The organism is Methylosinus sp. C49 (genome assembly GCF_009936375.1).
Classification (GTDB): Bacteria; Pseudomonadota; Alphaproteobacteria; order Rhizobiales; family Beijerinckiaceae; genus Methylosinus.
Genome location: NZ_AP022332.1, coordinates 1,593,660 through 1,608,004, shown reverse-complemented (window position 1 = coordinate 1,608,004; position 14,345 = coordinate 1,593,660). Strand labels below are relative to the sequence as shown.

The 14,345-nt window shown below is 64.9% G+C and carries 17 protein-coding genes; 3 read left to right on the top strand and 14 right to left on the bottom strand.

The window, feature by feature from the left end; genetic code table 11:
- Positions 1-46: 46 nt before the first annotated feature.
- From GYH34_RS07670 to sucD, 6 genes are all read right to left on the bottom strand, one after another.
- A complete protein-coding gene (locus GYH34_RS07670; protein ID WP_161913065.1) occupies positions 47-406 on the bottom strand; it encodes a hypothetical protein in 360 nt (119 codons plus the stop codon).
- A gap of 40 nt (positions 407-446) precedes the next feature.
- A complete protein-coding gene (locus GYH34_RS07665; protein ID WP_161913064.1) occupies positions 447-1,058 on the bottom strand; it encodes a hypothetical protein in 612 nt (203 codons plus the stop codon).
- 68 nt (positions 1,059-1,126) lie between these two features.
- A complete protein-coding gene (locus tag GYH34_RS07660) occupies positions 1,127-1,396 on the bottom strand; it encodes a DUF1150 domain-containing protein (protein ID WP_161913063.1) in 270 nt (89 codons plus the stop codon).
- A gap of 123 nt (positions 1,397-1,519) precedes the next feature.
- On the bottom strand, positions 1,520-2,734 hold the full coding sequence (odhB, locus tag GYH34_RS07655; protein WP_161913062.1) for a 2-oxoglutarate dehydrogenase complex dihydrolipoyllysine-residue succinyltransferase: 1,215 nt from the start codon (positions 2,732-2,734) through the stop codon (positions 1,520-1,522).
- A gap of 2 nt (positions 2,735-2,736) precedes the next feature.
- Entirely contained in the window at positions 2,737-5,742 is a 3,006-nt protein-coding gene (locus GYH34_RS07650) for a 2-oxoglutarate dehydrogenase E1 component (RefSeq protein WP_161913061.1), read from the bottom strand.
- 136 nt (positions 5,743-5,878) lie between these two features.
- Entirely contained in the window at positions 5,879-6,763 is an 885-nt protein-coding gene (sucD, locus tag GYH34_RS07645; protein WP_161913060.1) for a succinate--CoA ligase subunit alpha, read from the bottom strand.
- 343 nt (positions 6,764-7,106) lie between these two features.
- Between sucD and GYH34_RS07640 the strand changes: the two genes are divergently transcribed.
- The gene (locus tag GYH34_RS07640; protein WP_161913059.1) at positions 7,107-7,985 is read left to right on the top strand and encodes an alpha/beta hydrolase; all 879 of its coding nucleotides are present in this window, start codon (positions 7,107-7,109) and stop codon (positions 7,983-7,985) included.
- 9 nt (positions 7,986-7,994) lie between these two features.
- Here GYH34_RS07640 and GYH34_RS07635 read toward each other — a convergent pair whose 3' ends face one another.
- From GYH34_RS07635 to GYH34_RS07625, 3 genes are all read right to left on the bottom strand, one after another.
- Positions 7,995-8,933 (bottom strand): site-specific tyrosine recombinase XerD, encoded by a 939-nt coding sequence (locus tag GYH34_RS07635; RefSeq protein WP_161913058.1) that lies wholly within the window; start codon positions 8,931-8,933, stop codon positions 7,995-7,997.
- Positions 8,934-8,943: 10 nt separating this feature from the next.
- Positions 8,944-9,087, bottom strand: a complete 144-nt coding sequence (locus GYH34_RS07630) for an oxidoreductase (protein ID WP_142862217.1) — start codon at positions 9,085-9,087, stop codon at positions 8,944-8,946.
- 127 nt (positions 9,088-9,214) lie between these two features.
- Positions 9,215-10,027 (bottom strand): L,D-transpeptidase, encoded by an 813-nt coding sequence (locus tag GYH34_RS07625; protein ID WP_161913057.1) that lies wholly within the window; start codon positions 10,025-10,027, stop codon positions 9,215-9,217.
- Between the two features lie 294 nt (positions 10,028-10,321).
- Between GYH34_RS07625 and GYH34_RS07620 the strand changes: the two genes are divergently transcribed.
- Positions 10,322-10,768: a hypothetical protein gene (locus GYH34_RS07620; protein WP_161913056.1), complete on the top strand. Its 447-nt coding sequence runs from the start codon at positions 10,322-10,324 to the stop codon at positions 10,766-10,768.
- Between the two features lie 56 nt (positions 10,769-10,824).
- Here GYH34_RS07620 and GYH34_RS07615 read toward each other — a convergent pair whose 3' ends face one another.
- Positions 10,825-11,931, bottom strand: coding sequence for an endonuclease/exonuclease/phosphatase family protein (locus GYH34_RS07615; RefSeq protein WP_161913055.1), 1,107 nt, complete (start codon positions 11,929-11,931; stop codon positions 10,825-10,827).
- Between the two features lie 136 nt (positions 11,932-12,067).
- Here GYH34_RS07615 and GYH34_RS07610 point away from each other — a divergent pair, with 136 nt between their 5' ends.
- Positions 12,068-12,379: a putative quinol monooxygenase gene (locus GYH34_RS07610; RefSeq protein ID WP_161913054.1), complete on the top strand. Its 312-nt coding sequence runs from the start codon at positions 12,068-12,070 to the stop codon at positions 12,377-12,379.
- Positions 12,380-12,395: 16 nt separating this feature from the next.
- Here the strand turns inward: GYH34_RS07610 and GYH34_RS07605 are convergent, their stop codons facing one another.
- The 4 genes from GYH34_RS07605 to GYH34_RS07590 all read right to left on the bottom strand — a co-directional run bounded on the left by GYH34_RS07605 (position 12,396) and on the right by GYH34_RS07590 (position 14,301).
- Positions 12,396-12,755, bottom strand: a complete 360-nt coding sequence (locus GYH34_RS07605; protein ID WP_161913053.1) for a VOC family protein — start codon at positions 12,753-12,755, stop codon at positions 12,396-12,398.
- Between the two features lie 107 nt (positions 12,756-12,862).
- Positions 12,863-13,318 carry a DsrE family protein gene (locus GYH34_RS07600; protein WP_161913052.1) on the bottom strand — a complete coding sequence of 152 codons (456 nt, stop codon included), beginning with the start codon at positions 13,316-13,318 and terminating at the stop codon, positions 12,863-12,865.
- Positions 13,319-13,359: 41 nt separating this feature from the next.
- Positions 13,360-14,067: a thioredoxin domain-containing protein gene (locus GYH34_RS07595; RefSeq protein ID WP_161913051.1), complete on the bottom strand. Its 708-nt coding sequence runs from the start codon at positions 14,065-14,067 to the stop codon at positions 13,360-13,362.
- Positions 14,068-14,145: 78 nt separating this feature from the next.
- Positions 14,146-14,301 (bottom strand): hypothetical protein, encoded by a 156-nt coding sequence (locus tag GYH34_RS07590; protein WP_161913050.1) that lies wholly within the window; start codon positions 14,299-14,301, stop codon positions 14,146-14,148.
- Positions 14,302-14,345: the final 44 nt, after the last annotated feature.

The window sequence follows — 14,345 nt, the reverse complement described above, 5'->3', positions numbered from 1 at the left end:
CTACAAAGTCGAGAAGAGCGAAGCAATCTCGGCGCCGGAACCGACGTCAGCCCTGCCGGCCGTCGGGAAGAGGCCGCGGAGCCGGCCCCTCGATCGGACCGTCTCGTCCCCCGCGCCGGGCGTATTCGGCGGCCATGTCGGCGACCGCGGCATGGAGCGCCTTTTCGCTGAGCACATTCAACCGCGCCTCCAGGCCTTGGATTCTGGCCTGCAGCTCGGCCTCGGCCTTTATCCTTTCCCGCTCGATGCGATCGATCTTGTCGCTCTGCCGCTCGAGCAAGCGCTTGAACTCATCGATCGATTCTTTTGTGTATTGCCGCAATCCGTCGAATTGGACCCTCGTCGTCACCATGTCGGCGTAGAGATCGGCGAGCTTCTTCGCGCCTACGAACACCCGGCCAAACATGTCGGCGCTCTTTCGATATCAATTGAAACTCTTTACCCAATTAATTGAAATTCTTTGCCCAAGCCGCGTAGCTGCGCAATTCCTCTCGATATTCCTGCATCGATTTCGCGAGCTTATGCACTTGATCGGAGATCGCCGCGATTTCCGCCTTTCGGACAGGCGTCGGCTCACTCGGCGCCGCCGCCTCCGGCATTACGACGTCGGACCGTGTGATCGCAGAGGCGAGATTATCGATCATCCGACCGAAACCTTCGCGCTCGAGTCGTCGCGTCTCAGAAAAGACGCTCAATAGAGCGCGCACCGATTTCGCCGTGTCGTCCAACATGGCGAGCAGGTCGCACGCGAGCTCCTTGCGCCCCTCGTCGGCGCCATAGGCCCGGCGATCCGCCTCGAGCGAATGGAAAGAGGACAAAAGAAGGCCGATACGGACGTCTTCCAGAGAACCGCCGAGGCGCTTTTCAAGCTGCTCGATCGAACGAAGCAGATGAGGGGCCGCCATGGTTTCGACGAGACGCTTTCGGAGCTCCGCGGTCTTGCGCTTCGCCTCCGCGTATAGATCGATCACGATTTCTCGGTCGATCGACCAAGCGTCATCCGTGGGCGCTGCGACAGTGGAATCCGGAAAAGCGGCCAGCCGCGAGGCGTCTGTCATGAAACTACCCTTTGGACCTTTGGGCCAAAACGTCGCTTCAGATAGGCTACACCAAGCGAGCGTCAGCCTCAATGGAGGCTGACGGTCTGCAGTTGCTGTTGCCAGGCGTTGGCGAGGGCGCCCTCTTCCGTGTCGGCGAGGACGATCGGCGTGCCGTCCGCGCCGAGCAGCGCGAAAAGCGTCAGGCCGGGCTCTATGGCCGGGGCCTGAGGGTAGAGCCGCTTGACGTCCTCCGAGCTCATCGTCCGCACATAGGCGATCGCTCCATCGCCCAGATGCGCGAACTGCTCGGGGGTCAGCAGGGGGATTCTTCTCTCGGTCGCGGTCTTGCCTTCCATCTCACACTCCTCGGCGGTCGTATCGACCCGCCCGGCGGACGCCTACAATCGTAGCACGGGAGATATCTGTGCATCAGGACGGCGGATTTTGAGGGCGCCGTCCCAGAATTTTTCGCGAAACCGTCACAAATCAAGGACGAGGCGCGACGGGTCCTCGAGTTGCTCCTTGACCCGCACCAGGAAGGTGACGGCCTCCTTGCCGTCGACGATGCGGTGGTCATAGGAGAGGGCGAGATACATCATCGGGCGAATCTCGATCTTGCCGGCGATGACGACCGGCCGCTCCTCGATCTTATGCATGCCCAAAATGCCGGATTGCGGCGCATTGAGAATGGGCGTCGACATCAGCGAGCCATAGACGCCGCCATTGGAGATGGTGAAAGTGCCGCCGGTCAGATCGTCGAGATCGAGCCGGCCGTCGCGCGCCTTCTTGCCGAAATCGCCGATCGCCTTCTCGATCTCGGCGACGCTCATATGATCGGCGTTTCGCACCACCGGCACGACGAGGCCTTTGTCCGTGCCCACGGCGACGCCGATATGGCAATAGTGCTTGTAGATGACGTCGGCGCCGTCGATCTCGGCGTTGACGGCCGGCACTTCCTCCAGCGCCTTGCAGCAGGCCTTCACGAAGAAGCCCATGAAGCCGAGCTTCACCTGATGCTTCTTCTCGAACAAATCCTTGTAGCGGTTGCGCAGCGCCATCACCGCGGACATGTCGACCTCGTTGAAGGTGGTCAGCATGGCGGCGTTGGATTGCGCTTCCTTCAAGCGCTTGGCGATGGTCTGGCGCAGGCGCGACATGCGCACCCGCTCCTCGCGCTCGGCGTCGGCCGGCGGTGCGGCCGGACGCGGCGCCGGCGGGGCGCTCACCGGCTCTGGCGCGGGGCGCGCCGCGAGGGCGAGAACGTCGCCCTTCAGCAGCTGGCCCTGCTTGCCGGAGCCGACGATTCCAGAAAGATCGACGCCCTGCTCTTTCGCGATCTTGGCGGCGGACGGCGCCGGCGGACGGGCCGGCGCGGCGGCGACAGGCGCGGGCGCCGGAGCGGCCGGCGGCGGCGCGACGATGGGCGCGGCGGGAGCCGGACGCGGCGCGGCGGCCGCGGCGCCTTCGGCGATCTGCCCCAGCAGCGCGCCGGGGGTGACCGTCTCGCCATCCTTGGCGACGACATCGGTCAGCACGCCGGCGGCGGGGGCGTTCACCTCGAGCGTCACCTTGTCGGTCTCGAGCTCGACCAGCGCTTCATCCGCCGCGACGGCGTCGCCGGGCTTTTTGAACCAGCGGCCGATCGTCGCCTCGCTCACCGACTCGCCCAGGGTCGGAACGCGAATTTCCGTCATGATCACTCCGCCGCGAGAGAAATGCGCGTCGCGAAGGCCTCGTCGAGGAAAGCCCGCAGCTGCGCCTGATGCTTGGACATTGTACCCGCCGCCGTGGAGGCCGAAGCCGGCCGGCCGATGTAGCGAGCGCGTTTGGACTTGCCGCCGACTTGCGTCAGCACCCATTCCAGATAGGGCTCGACGAAGGACCAGGCGCCCATGTTCTTCGGCTCCTCCTGGCACCAGAAAATATCGGCCTGCTTGAAGCGCGACATCATCGTCACCAGCCCCTTCAGCGGGAAGGGATAGAGCTGCTCGACGCGCAGGAGATAGACGTCGTTGACGCCGCGCGACTCGCGCTCCTCCAAGAGATCGTAATAGACCTTGCCGGAGCACAGGATCACGCGCGCGATCTTGTCGTCGGGCGCGAGGCGGAACTTGTCCGAGGGCTGCAATTCGGCGTCGTCCGAGATGAAGCGATGGAACATCGTCCCCTCGCCCATCTCGTCGAGCCGCGACACGCAGCGCTTATGGCGCAGCAGCGATTTCGGCGTCATCAGCACGAGCGGCTTGCGAATGTCGCGATGCAGCTGTCGACGCAGAATGTGGAAGTAGTTCGCCGGCGTCGAGCAATTGGCGACTTGCAGATTATCCTCCGCGCAGAGCTGCAGATAACGCTCGAGCCGCGCGGAAGAATGCTCCGGCCCCTGCCCCTCATAGCCATGCGGCAGCAGGCAGACGAGGCCGGACATGCGCAGCCATTTGCGCTCGCCGGCGGAGAGGAATTGATCGAAGACCACCTGCGCGCCATTGGCGAAATCGCCGAATTGCGCCTCCCACAGAACCAGCGAGCGCGGCTCGGCGAGCGAATAGCCATATTCGAAGCCGAGCACCGCCTCTTCCGAGAGCATCGAATTGATGACCTCGAAACGCCCCTGCCCGACGCCGACATGATCGAGCGGCAGATAGCGGGCCTCGTCCTCCTGATCGATCAGCACGGAATGACGCTGCGAGAAGGTGCCGCGCTCGCTGTCCTGGCCGGAGAGGCGGACATTGTAGCCTTCCGCCAGCAGCGAGCCGAAGGCCAGCGCCTCGGCAGTCGCCCAATCTATGCCGACGCCGCTCGTGATCGCCGTGCGGCGCGCGTCGAGGAAGCGCTGAATGGTGCGATGAATGTGGAAATTCTCGGGAACCTGGGTCAGCTCCACGCCGATGCGGCGCAGGCTCTCCACCGGCACGCCGGTCTTGCCGCGCCGCTCGTCCTCGGAGGATTGATAGCCGGGCTTCACGCCCGCCCAACGCCCGTCGAGCCAATCGGCCTTATTGGGCTTGTAGGATTGCGAGGCCTCCATCTCCTGCTCGAGACGCTGGCGCCATTCGTTCTTGACCGCGTCGATCTCCTCGCGCGTCATCAGTCCTTCGGCGATCAGCTTCTCGCTATAGAGCTCGAGCGTCGTCTTATGCGCGCGGATTTTCTTGTACATCAGCGGCTGGGTGAAGGCCGGCTCGTCGCCCTCATTGTGGCCGAAACGGCGATAGCACCACATGTCGATGACGACGGGCTTGTGGAACTGCTGCCGAAACTCCGTCGCTATGCGCGCGGCGTAGACGACCGCCTCGGGATCGTCGCCATTCACATGGAAGATCGGCGCCTCGACCATTTTGGCGAGATCGGACGGATAGGGCGAGGAGCGCGAGTAGCGCGGATAGGTGGTGAAGCCGATCTGATTATTGATGATGAAATGCACCGAGCCGCCGGTGCGATGGCCCTTGAGCCCGGAGAGGCCGAAGCATTCCGCGACGACGCCCTGGCCGGCGAAGGCCGCGTCGCCGTGAATGAGCAGCGGCATCACCTCGCGCCGGTCGGTCTCCGTACAGCGATATTGATCCTGCTTGGCGCGCGCCTTGCCCAACACCACCGGATCGACGATCTCGAGATGCGACGGATTGGCTGTCAGCGACAGATGCACCTTGTTATTGTCGAACTCGCGATCGGACGATGCGCCGAGATGATATTTGACGTCGCCCGAGCCCTCGACCTCGTCCGGCAGGAAGGAGCCGCCCTTGAACTCGTGGAACAGAGCGCGATGCGGCTTGGCCATCACCTGGCAGAGAATGTTCAGCCGACCGCGATGCGCCATGCCGAGCACGATCTCCTTGGCGCCGAGCGCGCCGCCGCGCTTGATGATCTGCTCCAGCGCGGGGATGATGGCTTCCGAACCGTCGAGGCCGAAGCGCTTCGTGCCCGTATATTTGACGTCCAGAAACTTCTCGAAGCCTTCCGCCTCGACCAGCTTGCGCAAAATCGCCTTCTTGCCCTCCTCGGTGAAGACGATCTCCTTCTTCGGACCCTCGATGCGCGCTTGAATCCAGGCCTTCTCCTCGGGATTGGAGATGTGCATGAACTCATAGCCGATGGAGCCGCAATAGGTGCGGCGCAGGATCGCCACCATCTCGAAGACGCTGGCGTATTTCATGCCCATCACGCCATCGATGAAGATCTTGCGATCATAATCCTCATCGGTGAAGCCATAGGTCTCGGGATGCAGCTCGCCATGGTCGTGGCGCTGCTCGAGGCCGAGCGGATCGAGATTGGCGTGCAAATGGCCGCGCATGCGATAGGCGCGGATCATCATCAGCGCGCGAACGCTGTCGCGCGCGGCGCGTTGAATCTCTTCCGCCGAGGGGGCATGATCGCCCGTCGCGCCCTTGCCGGCGCCGGGCTTCGCTGTCTCGCGCGGCGCCTCGCCGCCCAGAGCGGCGACCAGATCGTCAGCGGGCGTCGCCGGCCAGCCCGGCCGCGCCCAGGACGGTCCCGCAGCCGCGCTGGCGTCGGCGCCGAGGCTCGCGAAATAGTCGCGCCAAGCCGGGCCGACCGAGGACGGATCGGCCTCATAGGCTGCGAGCAGATGCTCGAGGTATCTCGGGTCGACGCTCTGCAGCAGTCCGTTCTGGGCAGAAGCGTTCCCGCGCGGCGAGGGCTGCTGTTCGCCGCCCGCCGGTCCGCCATTCGTCTCGAGACGCGCCATTCTGTTCAGTCTCCCGAGCGCCGAAGCTTCTCGCAGTTGAGCGAAATCATTTTGACAATTCTTTAAAGATTTCGCCCCGCGCTCTTTTTTCGGGGGAACGCGCCGGCGATTCGCCGACGCGCATTGTCGCCGAGCCTCAGCGGCTCAGCGTTTCGACCAAAGTCTTGCCGAGCCGCGCCGGCGACGGCGAGACCACGATCCCGGCAGATTCCATCGCCGCGATCTTGCTCTCGGCGTCGCCTTTGCCGCCGGAGACGATCGCGCCGGCGTGACCCATGCGCCGCCCGGGAGGGGCGGTGCGGCCCGCGATGAAGCCGACCATCGGCTTCTTGCGGCCCCGCTTGGCCTCGTCGATCAAGAACTGGGCCGCGTCCTCTTCCGCGGAGCCGCCGATCTCGCCGATCATGATGATGGATTTGGTGGCGTCGTCGGCCAGAAACAACTCCAACACCTCGATGAAGTCGGTTCCCTTGACCGGATCGCCGCCGATGCCGACGGCGCTGGTCTGGCCGAGACCCTCGCGCGTTGTCTGGAACACGGCCTCATAGGTCAGCGTGCCGGAGCGCGAGACGACGCCAACGGAGCCCTGGCTGAAAATATTGCCGGGCATGATGCCGATCTTGCTCTCGCCCGCGGTGACGACGCCCGGGCAATTGGGGCCGATGAGGCGGGATTTGGAGCCCGACAGCGCGCGCTTGACGCGAATCATGTCATGGACCGGAACGCCCTCGGTGATGGCGACGATGAGCGGAATCTCGGCGTCGATCGCCTCGCAAATGGCGTCGGCCGCGCCCGGCGGCGGCACATAGATGACCGAAGCGTCGGCGCCGGTCTTTTCCCGCGCTTGCGCCACAGTGTCGAAGACGGGAAGATCGAGATGCGTCGAGCCGCCCTTGCCGGGCGAAACGCCGCCGACCATGCGGGTGCCGTAACGCACCGCCTGCTCGGAGTGGAAAGTGCCGGTCTTGCCGGTAAAGCCTTGACAGATGACCTTGGTGTTCTTGTCGATGAGGACGGACATTCGAGCCCCTGGGGCGTCGGGGCGCAATAGCGCCGCCAGTCTTATTCGGGAAGCGCGCCCGCTCGAAACACGGGCGGCGCGACGATCTGCTCGCTCGGAACGCGCTATTTGCCGTTTCGAAGAGCGGTAAGCGCAAATTATTGAGAAACGGCGCGCGCATCAAGGCTGACTGGCGCGGAAGCGGGCTCGGCTCCTGCGCGAAATAGCGGCAGAATGCGCAGCCGTCGCGAAGGCCGGAGAATTTCTAGGCGCCGCCCGGGCGGGGGAAGACATTCCGGCGCTGCGGCGCCTATATCCGCGAAAGGCCGGCCGCACAGGCGAGAGGCCAAAACCGAGGACGCGGATGGCGGAGCAGAGCGTGCGGCGCGAAAGCCGATTTCTCACGGCGGAAGACGGGCTGCGGCTCCACTATGTCGATTACGCTCCGGCGGGCGGCGGCTTGGCAATTCCGGTCGTCTGCTTGGCCGGGCTCACGCGCACGGCGCTCGATTTCGACGCTCTGGCGCGAGCGCTGGCGAAGCGCGGACGCCGCGTGCTGGCGCTCGACTATCGCGGCCGCGGCCTCTCGGACTGGGACGAGGACTGGACGCATTACAGCCTCGATGTCGAGGAGGCCGACATTCTGGCCACGCTCGCGGCGGCCGGCGTGAAGAAAGCGGTTTTCGTCGGCACCTCGCGCGGCGGCATTCATGTGATGCGCTTTTCGGCGCGAAGACCCGAGATTTTGCAGGCCGCCGTCGTCAACGACATCGGGCCGGTGGTCGACGTCGGCGGGCTGCGGCGCATCAAAGGCTATGTCGGCCGCCAGCCGGGCTCCGCGACGATGGCGGTCGCGCTCGCCGCGCTGAAGCTCATCGCCGGACCGCAATTCACCAGCCTCGGCCAAGCGGAATGGGAGGAATGGGCGCGCAGCACCTTCGTCGAGACCGACGGACGTCTGCAGCTGCGCTATGATCCCGCGCTCTCGCATACGCTCGACGAGGTCGGCCCCGACAGCGGGCCGATCCTGTTCCACGACGAATGGAAAGCCATGGCCGCCATTCCGACGCTCGTGATCCGCGGCGGCAATTCCGATCTTCTCTCGGTGGAGACTTTCGCCGCTATGGGCGAAGGCCATCCGCTGCTGGAGCGGCTCACCGTGCCGGGCCAAGGCCATGCGCCACTGCTGCTGGATGAGGGGACGATCCGGGCGATAGGGGATTTCGTGGAGCGGCGAGGCTAGACGAGCACGCTAATCCGACAGCGGATGCAGGTCGCGCACCATGGCGCGGATGCGCTCGTCCAGCACATGCGTGTAGATTTGCGTCGTCGAAATATCGGCGTGGCCGAGCAATTCCTGCACGACGCGCAAATCCGCGCCATTTTGCAGAAGGTGGCTGGCGAAGGCGTGGCGCAGCCCGTGCGGGCTGATGTCGCGCGACGGAAGCCCTGCCGCCGCGGCCGCACTTTTGAGATCGCGCGCAAAGGCTTGGCGCGTGAGATGCCCTTCCGCCGCGTCGGACGGAAACAGGAAGGGCGAGGCCGCGAGGCCCGGCGAATGTTTGGCGAGCAGCGCGCGATAGAGGTTCAGCGCCGCGCGCGCCTGCTCGGAGAGCGGCACGAGACGCTCTTTCGAGCCCTTGCCGCGCACGGTGACGAAAGGCTCTCGCGCGCGCGCCGCGCTCGCCGGCAAAGCAACGAGCTCCGACACGCGCAGGCCGCTGGCGTAGAGAGTCTCGAGCGCGGCGTGGAGGCGCGCGGCGCGCATGCGCTCGCCAATGGGTCGGGCTTCGTCGTCTATCCCCTCCCGCGCCGTGTCGAGAAGGCGCGTCACCTCGTCCACCGAGAGAATATCCGGCGCGCTGCGATGGCGGCGCGGCCCTTCCAGCGGCGCGGCCGGATCATCGGCGCGATAGCGGTCGACATAGAGAAATTTATGAAACTGCTTCAGCGCCGACAGCCGCCGCGCGGCTGTGGCGCCGGTCATGCCGCGCGCCTCCAGCGCCGCGAGATAGGCGCGCAGGCCGTCCGTGTCGGCGCGAAGCGGGTCGCCGCCGGATTTCTTCAAAAATTCGAAATAATCCTCGAGGTCGCGGCGATAGGCGTCGAGCGTGTTCCGCGCGGCGCCGCGCTCGGCGGCCAGCATGTCGAGAAAGGCGGCGATCAGCGGATGGCGCTTGCCGTCGCCCATTCTGAAGGTCTCACTTGTTGAGGCGCTGCGGCGAGATCGTCTGCGTCATCTCGCGCGGCTGGGGCGAGACATAGGCCACGATCGCCAGCATCCCCGCATAGGCGAGAGCCGCGAGCACGCCGACAATGACCAAAAAGCGGATGAGGCTGGGCAAGAATCGGCCCCTTTCGAAGAAAACGCATGGCAGCTATCGCCCGAAGCCGGCTGTTTTGCAACCGGCTGCGCGCCTCGTGAGATAGGCGCGCGGCGGCTGTTTCGCCACCGGCGATCGCTCGCCAGAGTCAACGAACCACAACCTTGGTTCCGACATGGACGCGATCATAGAGATCGACCACATCGTCGTTCATCATGCGGATGCAGCCGGAGGAGACGTTCTGGCCGATCGTGTAGGGCTCGTTGGTGCCGTGGATGCGGTAGAGCGAGGAGCCGAGATACATGGCGCGCGCGCCGAGCGGATTGGCCGGGCCGCCGTCCATGTGGCGCGGCAGATCGGGCCGGCGGGCGAGCATCTCGCCGGGCGGCGTCCAATCCGGCCATTCGGCCTTGCGGGAGATCGACTTGACGCCGGCCCAGGTGAAGCCCGGGCGGCCGACGCCTATGCCATAGCGCAGCGCCCGCCCGCCCCCCTGCACGAGATAGAGAAACTTGTTCTCTGAATCGATGACGATCGTGCCGGGATGCTCGGCGCCGGCGTAATCGACCTCGGTGCGGAAGAAGGCCGGATCGATCTGGCGCTGGACATTGGCCTCGCCCGCGCCGAGGGCCGCGACGCGCCGGCGCGCTTGCGGCTGCGGCTCCGGCGTCTGGCCGGTGACGAGCAGTTCGATAAAGCCGCCGCCATAGGCTCCAGGGGCGACAGGCGGCTCGGCGCGCGCCGTCACCACGCGCGGCTGCGGCGCCGGTCGCGGCGCGACATAGGCGGGGGCCGGCGTCGGAGCGACATAGGCCGGCTCGGGCGCCGGCTCCTCGGCCGGAAAGAGCCGGCCGGCCTCGCGCTCGCCGATTCCGGTGATGACGCGCGGAGCCGCGGCGGCGGCGGCGGCGACCGAAGACGAAAGAAGAATGGCGAGGAGACAGGAGACTCTTTTGGACATGAAACGCACCGCCCGTCGCGCCGCCCGAGAGGTCGGCGCGCTCATCTTGCTCTAGCTGGACCGGACGAAGAATAAACCCTGAATTTTAATCGTAAATCTGAAGCATTTTTTATGGTTGACGAATAGAAAACGCCGCGCCCGCGCCGGCCGGCCGAAGGCGTCCGCCCGATCCGCCCCGCGCCCGTTGGCGCGGCTTTTGCCGGGGACTTGCCGGACGACCTTCGACGCCACATTCTGTAGCAAACTCGAGACAGCGCTCACGACGCTGAATAAGAAGAAGAGAGTGTCCCGCCTATGCCGCAAGCGATGGCGCAGCGCGCCTATTCCCTGCCCGCCGATCCCCTGTCTCTCGTCGAAGCGCTCTCCCGCCTGCGCGAGCAGGGCTGGAGCCATGAGCTCCAGCTCGCGGTCCTCGCGGCCGGCGACCCGGAATTCGCCTATCGGCTCGCCCATGAGGCGCCGGAAGCCGAGCTGGAAAGCCTGGAGGCGATCATATTGCGCTCGAACGATTTGCGGATCGTCTTCGATTTCGCCGTTGTCAAAGGGGAGCGCGGCGGCGATGTCTCACGGCTCGAGGATGCGATCGTCGAAAGCGGCGACGGCGGCCTGATGGTGCTGTTCGCGGCCGATGTCGAAGGCGCCGACATAGATCGCATCGAAGCGGCGCTGCGCGCGCTGCCGGATGCGAAATTCCTGCGCCATCTCGAATTGGAGCTGCATCAGCGCGAGTGGAACAGATAGGCTGTCGGGCTGCGAAGGGGCGAGCCTGAAGGCTCGCTCCTCGAAAGCAGACCACACTAGATATCGATCTCGGCGAAGATGGCCGCATGGTCGGAGGCCGCCTCCGAGGCTTTGGTGATCTCCGGGTAATGCGGGAAGAGCGTCCCGTTCTTGCCGCCCCATACGCCCTTGCGAAAAATGCCGCCGCCTTTCGCCCCGGCGAATAGCGCCGGCGAGAGAAGAATATAATCGATCTTGTTGGACGCCGCGCCGGCGGCGAAAGTGCCGTGCCGTCCGCCATCGTCGAAGCGCGCGTGCTCGCTGATGTCCTTCAAATCGGTCTGGAGCAGCAGCGGCGCCAACGGCGCGCTGTCCGGCGTGTCGTTGAAATCGCCGATGACGGCGACATGATCCGCGCTCTTGCGCAGCGCGTCGTATATCTCCTTCACGCGGGCAGCCTGCCGCTCGCGCTTGGCGTTGGAGGTCGTCTGCGAGCCGAAGCCCTTGCTCTTGAAATGATTGATCAGGAGATGCAGCAAATTGCCCTTGGGCGTGCGGATCTCATAATGCGCGCAATCGCGGCTGAAGATGCGGCCGGTATTGTCGGCGTCGTCGACATGGCTGTGAATGGCGACGATCTCATAGCCCGCGCGCGCATAGAGCCCGACATCGATGCCGCGATCATCATTGCCGTCGATGAGCATGGCGTGGGCATAGGGCTTTCCGCCCTCCCCCTTGACGACATTGTCGTTGAAGCGCACCAGCGCCGGCCGGCTCTCCGCCTCGATGACGCCGAGCACATCGGCGTCGATATCGATGATGACGCGCGCCGTGTTGCGAGTCGCCTCCTCATTCACTTCCTCGCGTTTCAGCTCGACCCAGCCGATCCAATCGTTGCGGCCGCCGGCGACGACCTCGATTCCGGCCTTGGCGCGCTTGACGAGATGGCCGCGATTTTGGCGCAGGATCGCGAAAGGGCCGCCGTCGTCGGATTTCTCGAGCTTCAGCGCGCCGAGCAGCTTGATGATCTTCTTCTTGTCGGAGGCGGTGTAGACCGGCTTGCCGAGAATGGCGGAAAGCTCGGCCTGCGTCTCCAACGCCTTCTTGCCGTCGGACCAGGTTTCGCCATTGAGCGCGTGAGCGCGCAGGAAGAGATTTTCGAGATTGTAGGATGCGAGCTTCATGGGTGAGCGCCCGGAAGAAGGCGAAAAAGCCGTTTCAAACAATGGCCGGCGGCGCCGGCGGCATGAAGTATAAGCACTGCATGACATTTGTTTCAATGATGCGACAGCGCTTCGCGCGGACCAATGGAGGCTTCCTATGCCGCGGAACCGAATTCTGATCGTCGGAACCATTCGCATCCCGCCGGGCGCGCTCGAGCGGGCGCGGCCGGCGATGACGGCGATGATCCATGCGAGCCGCGCGGAACCGGGCTGCCTCGCCTATTCCTACGCGGAAGACGTGCTGGAGCCGGGTCTCATCCGCGTGACGGAAATATGGGAGAGCCGCGCGACGCTGAGCGCGCATTTCGAGTCCCACCATTTGCGCCGGTGGCGCGACTCGTGGGAGGCGCTCGGCGTTCACGATCGCCGGCTCGCAGCCTATGAGATCGACGCCGAGGAACAGGTCTGATCCGCGCCTCTCTCGCTCAGCCGGCGACCGGCTGCGCCAGTGAGAGCTGATAGCCGCTGTCGTCCAGCAGACCGAACTCGCGCACGCCATAATCCATTGTCGCGATCGGGTAGACGATGCGCGCGCGATCCTTCAGGCGCTCCCATAATTCATCGACATTGTCGACGCCGAGATAGATGGCCCCCGTGAGCTGCGGCCCCCGCCATTCGCGATGCGCATTGGGGGAGACGAGCATTATGTCCGCCGCGCCCGAGCGCACACGCGCGAATTCCTCCAATTTGAGCAGGCAAACGAAGCCGAGCTCCTCGACATAGAATTTGACGGAACGGGAAATATCTTCTGTCGCGAGCGAAATGGAAATGGTTCGAATGGTCATGCGGCGCGTCTCGAAATCGATCCGGCCCAGCGCCGAATGCTCCTCGAGGTTGCGGGAGATCGCCGCGAAAGTCGAGTCCGACGGCGCTCGCGACCTCCCGCATCCGCTCACAAATGAATATAGACGAAACCCATGCCCTGCAGCCGCGCGAGCTCCGCGACGCCGCTCGGGACAATATCGCGCTCGGTCACGCCATAGAGCGTGGATGGATCGATGTTGCGCTCACGAAGCGTATTGGCGCAGACGAGAAAGCGCACGCCTTGCGCCTTCAGCGCGTCGAGCCGCGCCGCGATTTCCTTGTCGGCCTTGGCGATCTGAAACATTTCGACGCCGCTCGCATGATCGACGACGCGGATTTCGACATGATCCTTGCCGACCGCCTCTATGTGATTCTTGATCGAATTGAGCATGCGCTTGAAATAGGCGACATTGTCCGGGGCGCCGCCGTCATTGTGATAGACGACCTTCTGATCCTTGTAATAATCCGCGGGCTCCGCCATGGAGCGCCCGCCGAGGCTCGCCGCCAAGACTGTCAGCGCGATCGTCAACGCATATTTCATCATCCTCGTCCTCGCTCGAACGCCGATCCGCTCGGCCTTGAAAATCAGCCGCAGACCGGCGCGTCGCATTTGCGGCTGGCGGCGATCATGCGCGCCATCGATTTCGGACCGGGATAGCCGAGCACGCCGACCGAGCTCAAGGCGAAGGACGGCGAGGCCGCGAAGCCGAGATCGGCGCCGAGCTGGACATGGCGCTTCACCACGCCGCCGATCATGTCCGAATTCGCCGATTCCTCGATCTTGGACGTATCGAGGCCCATGGCTTTGGCGACCGCGAGAGCGGAGATCCCGTCGATGGCGCCGCGATGCGCGAACAGCTGCTTGTGGAACTGATAGGCGCGCTCCGGCCCATAGAGGCGCAGAACCGCCTGCTTCACCCGCGCCGCCAGAAAGGAGCCGAGGCCGAGCACGGCGTTGTCGGCGAGCCCGAGCCGCAGATTCTTGTCCTTGGCGACGAGCGCGTCGAGATCGCCCGCGGCCTTGCGGCAATAGGGACAATTATAGTCGAAGAACTCGAACATCACGACATCCGCCGTCGCCGGTCCATGCCAGAGCAGGCCGGGAAGATCGGCGGGCGAGAGTTCCGAGGGCAGACGATAATTGGCGATCGGCGCGCCGTCGTCGGCCATGATCGGAAAGAGATTGTTCTCCTGCGCCCGAGCGGGGCGGAAGGCCGCGCCCCCCGCCATTGCAGCGAGCGAGCCGAGCAGGACGCGGCGGCTGAGCGACGAAAGCAATTTATAATCTGCCATGAGAATGCGCTCCTGAATCGAGATCGCATCCCGGCTAGCACAGAAAGAAGCGATTTTAGGGTGCGCGCGCGGCGGCCTTCAGCCGCACCAGCCGCCGCCGCAGAGCACCGAATGGACAGCCCCCGCGCCCGCCGGCGCCGAGGCGACGGCCGCGTCCGCATCGAGCAGCGAGAAAACGGCGCCGATGACGATCGCGGCCACGAGAGCGGCGAAGAGCTGGGCGAACTCGGTCATAGCGGGCTTCCTTCTCGTCGGAACGGCCGCATCGGCGGCGAACG

Bases quoted from the DNA above. Each gene is read 5' to 3' on its own strand.
- GYH34_RS07670 (WP_161913065.1), bottom strand. From the start codon at position 406: ATGTTTGGCCGGGTGTTCGTAGGCGCGAAGAAGCTCGCCGATCTCTAC.
- GYH34_RS07665 (WP_161913064.1), bottom strand. From the start codon at position 1,058: ATGACAGACGCCTCGCGGCTGGCCGCTTTTCCGGATTCCACTGTCGCA.
- GYH34_RS07660 (WP_161913063.1), bottom strand. From the start codon at position 1,396: ATGGAAGGCAAGACCGCGACCGAGAGAAGAATCCCCCTGCTGACCCCC.
- odhB (WP_161913062.1), bottom strand. From the start codon at position 2,734: ATGACGGAAATTCGCGTTCCGACCCTGGGCGAGTCGGTGAGCGAGGCG.
- GYH34_RS07650 (WP_161913061.1), bottom strand. From the start codon at position 5,742: ATGGCGCGTCTCGAGACGAATGGCGGACCGGCGGGCGGCGAACAGCAG.
- sucD (WP_161913060.1), bottom strand. From the start codon at position 6,763: ATGTCCGTCCTCATCGACAAGAACACCAAGGTCATCTGTCAAGGCTTT.
- GYH34_RS07640 (WP_161913059.1), top strand. From the start codon at position 7,107: ATGGCGGAGCAGAGCGTGCGGCGCGAAAGCCGATTTCTCACGGCGGAA.
- GYH34_RS07635 (WP_161913058.1), bottom strand. From the start codon at position 8,933: ATGGGCGACGGCAAGCGCCATCCGCTGATCGCCGCCTTTCTCGACATG.
- GYH34_RS07625 (WP_161913057.1), bottom strand. From the start codon at position 10,027: ATGTCCAAAAGAGTCTCCTGTCTCCTCGCCATTCTTCTTTCGTCTTCG.
- GYH34_RS07620 (WP_161913056.1), top strand. From the start codon at position 10,322: ATGCCGCAAGCGATGGCGCAGCGCGCCTATTCCCTGCCCGCCGATCCC.
- GYH34_RS07615 (WP_161913055.1), bottom strand. From the start codon at position 11,931: ATGAAGCTCGCATCCTACAATCTCGAAAATCTCTTCCTGCGCGCTCAC.
- GYH34_RS07610 (WP_161913054.1), top strand. From the start codon at position 12,068: ATGCCGCGGAACCGAATTCTGATCGTCGGAACCATTCGCATCCCGCCG.
- GYH34_RS07605 (WP_161913053.1), bottom strand. From the start codon at position 12,755: ATGACCATTCGAACCATTTCCATTTCGCTCGCGACAGAAGATATTTCC.
- GYH34_RS07600 (WP_161913052.1), bottom strand. From the start codon at position 13,318: ATGATGAAATATGCGTTGACGATCGCGCTGACAGTCTTGGCGGCGAGC.
- GYH34_RS07595 (WP_161913051.1), bottom strand. From the start codon at position 14,067: ATGGCAGATTATAAATTGCTTTCGTCGCTCAGCCGCCGCGTCCTGCTC.
- GYH34_RS07590 (WP_161913050.1), bottom strand. From the start codon at position 14,301: ATGACCGAGTTCGCCCAGCTCTTCGCCGCTCTCGTGGCCGCGATCGTC.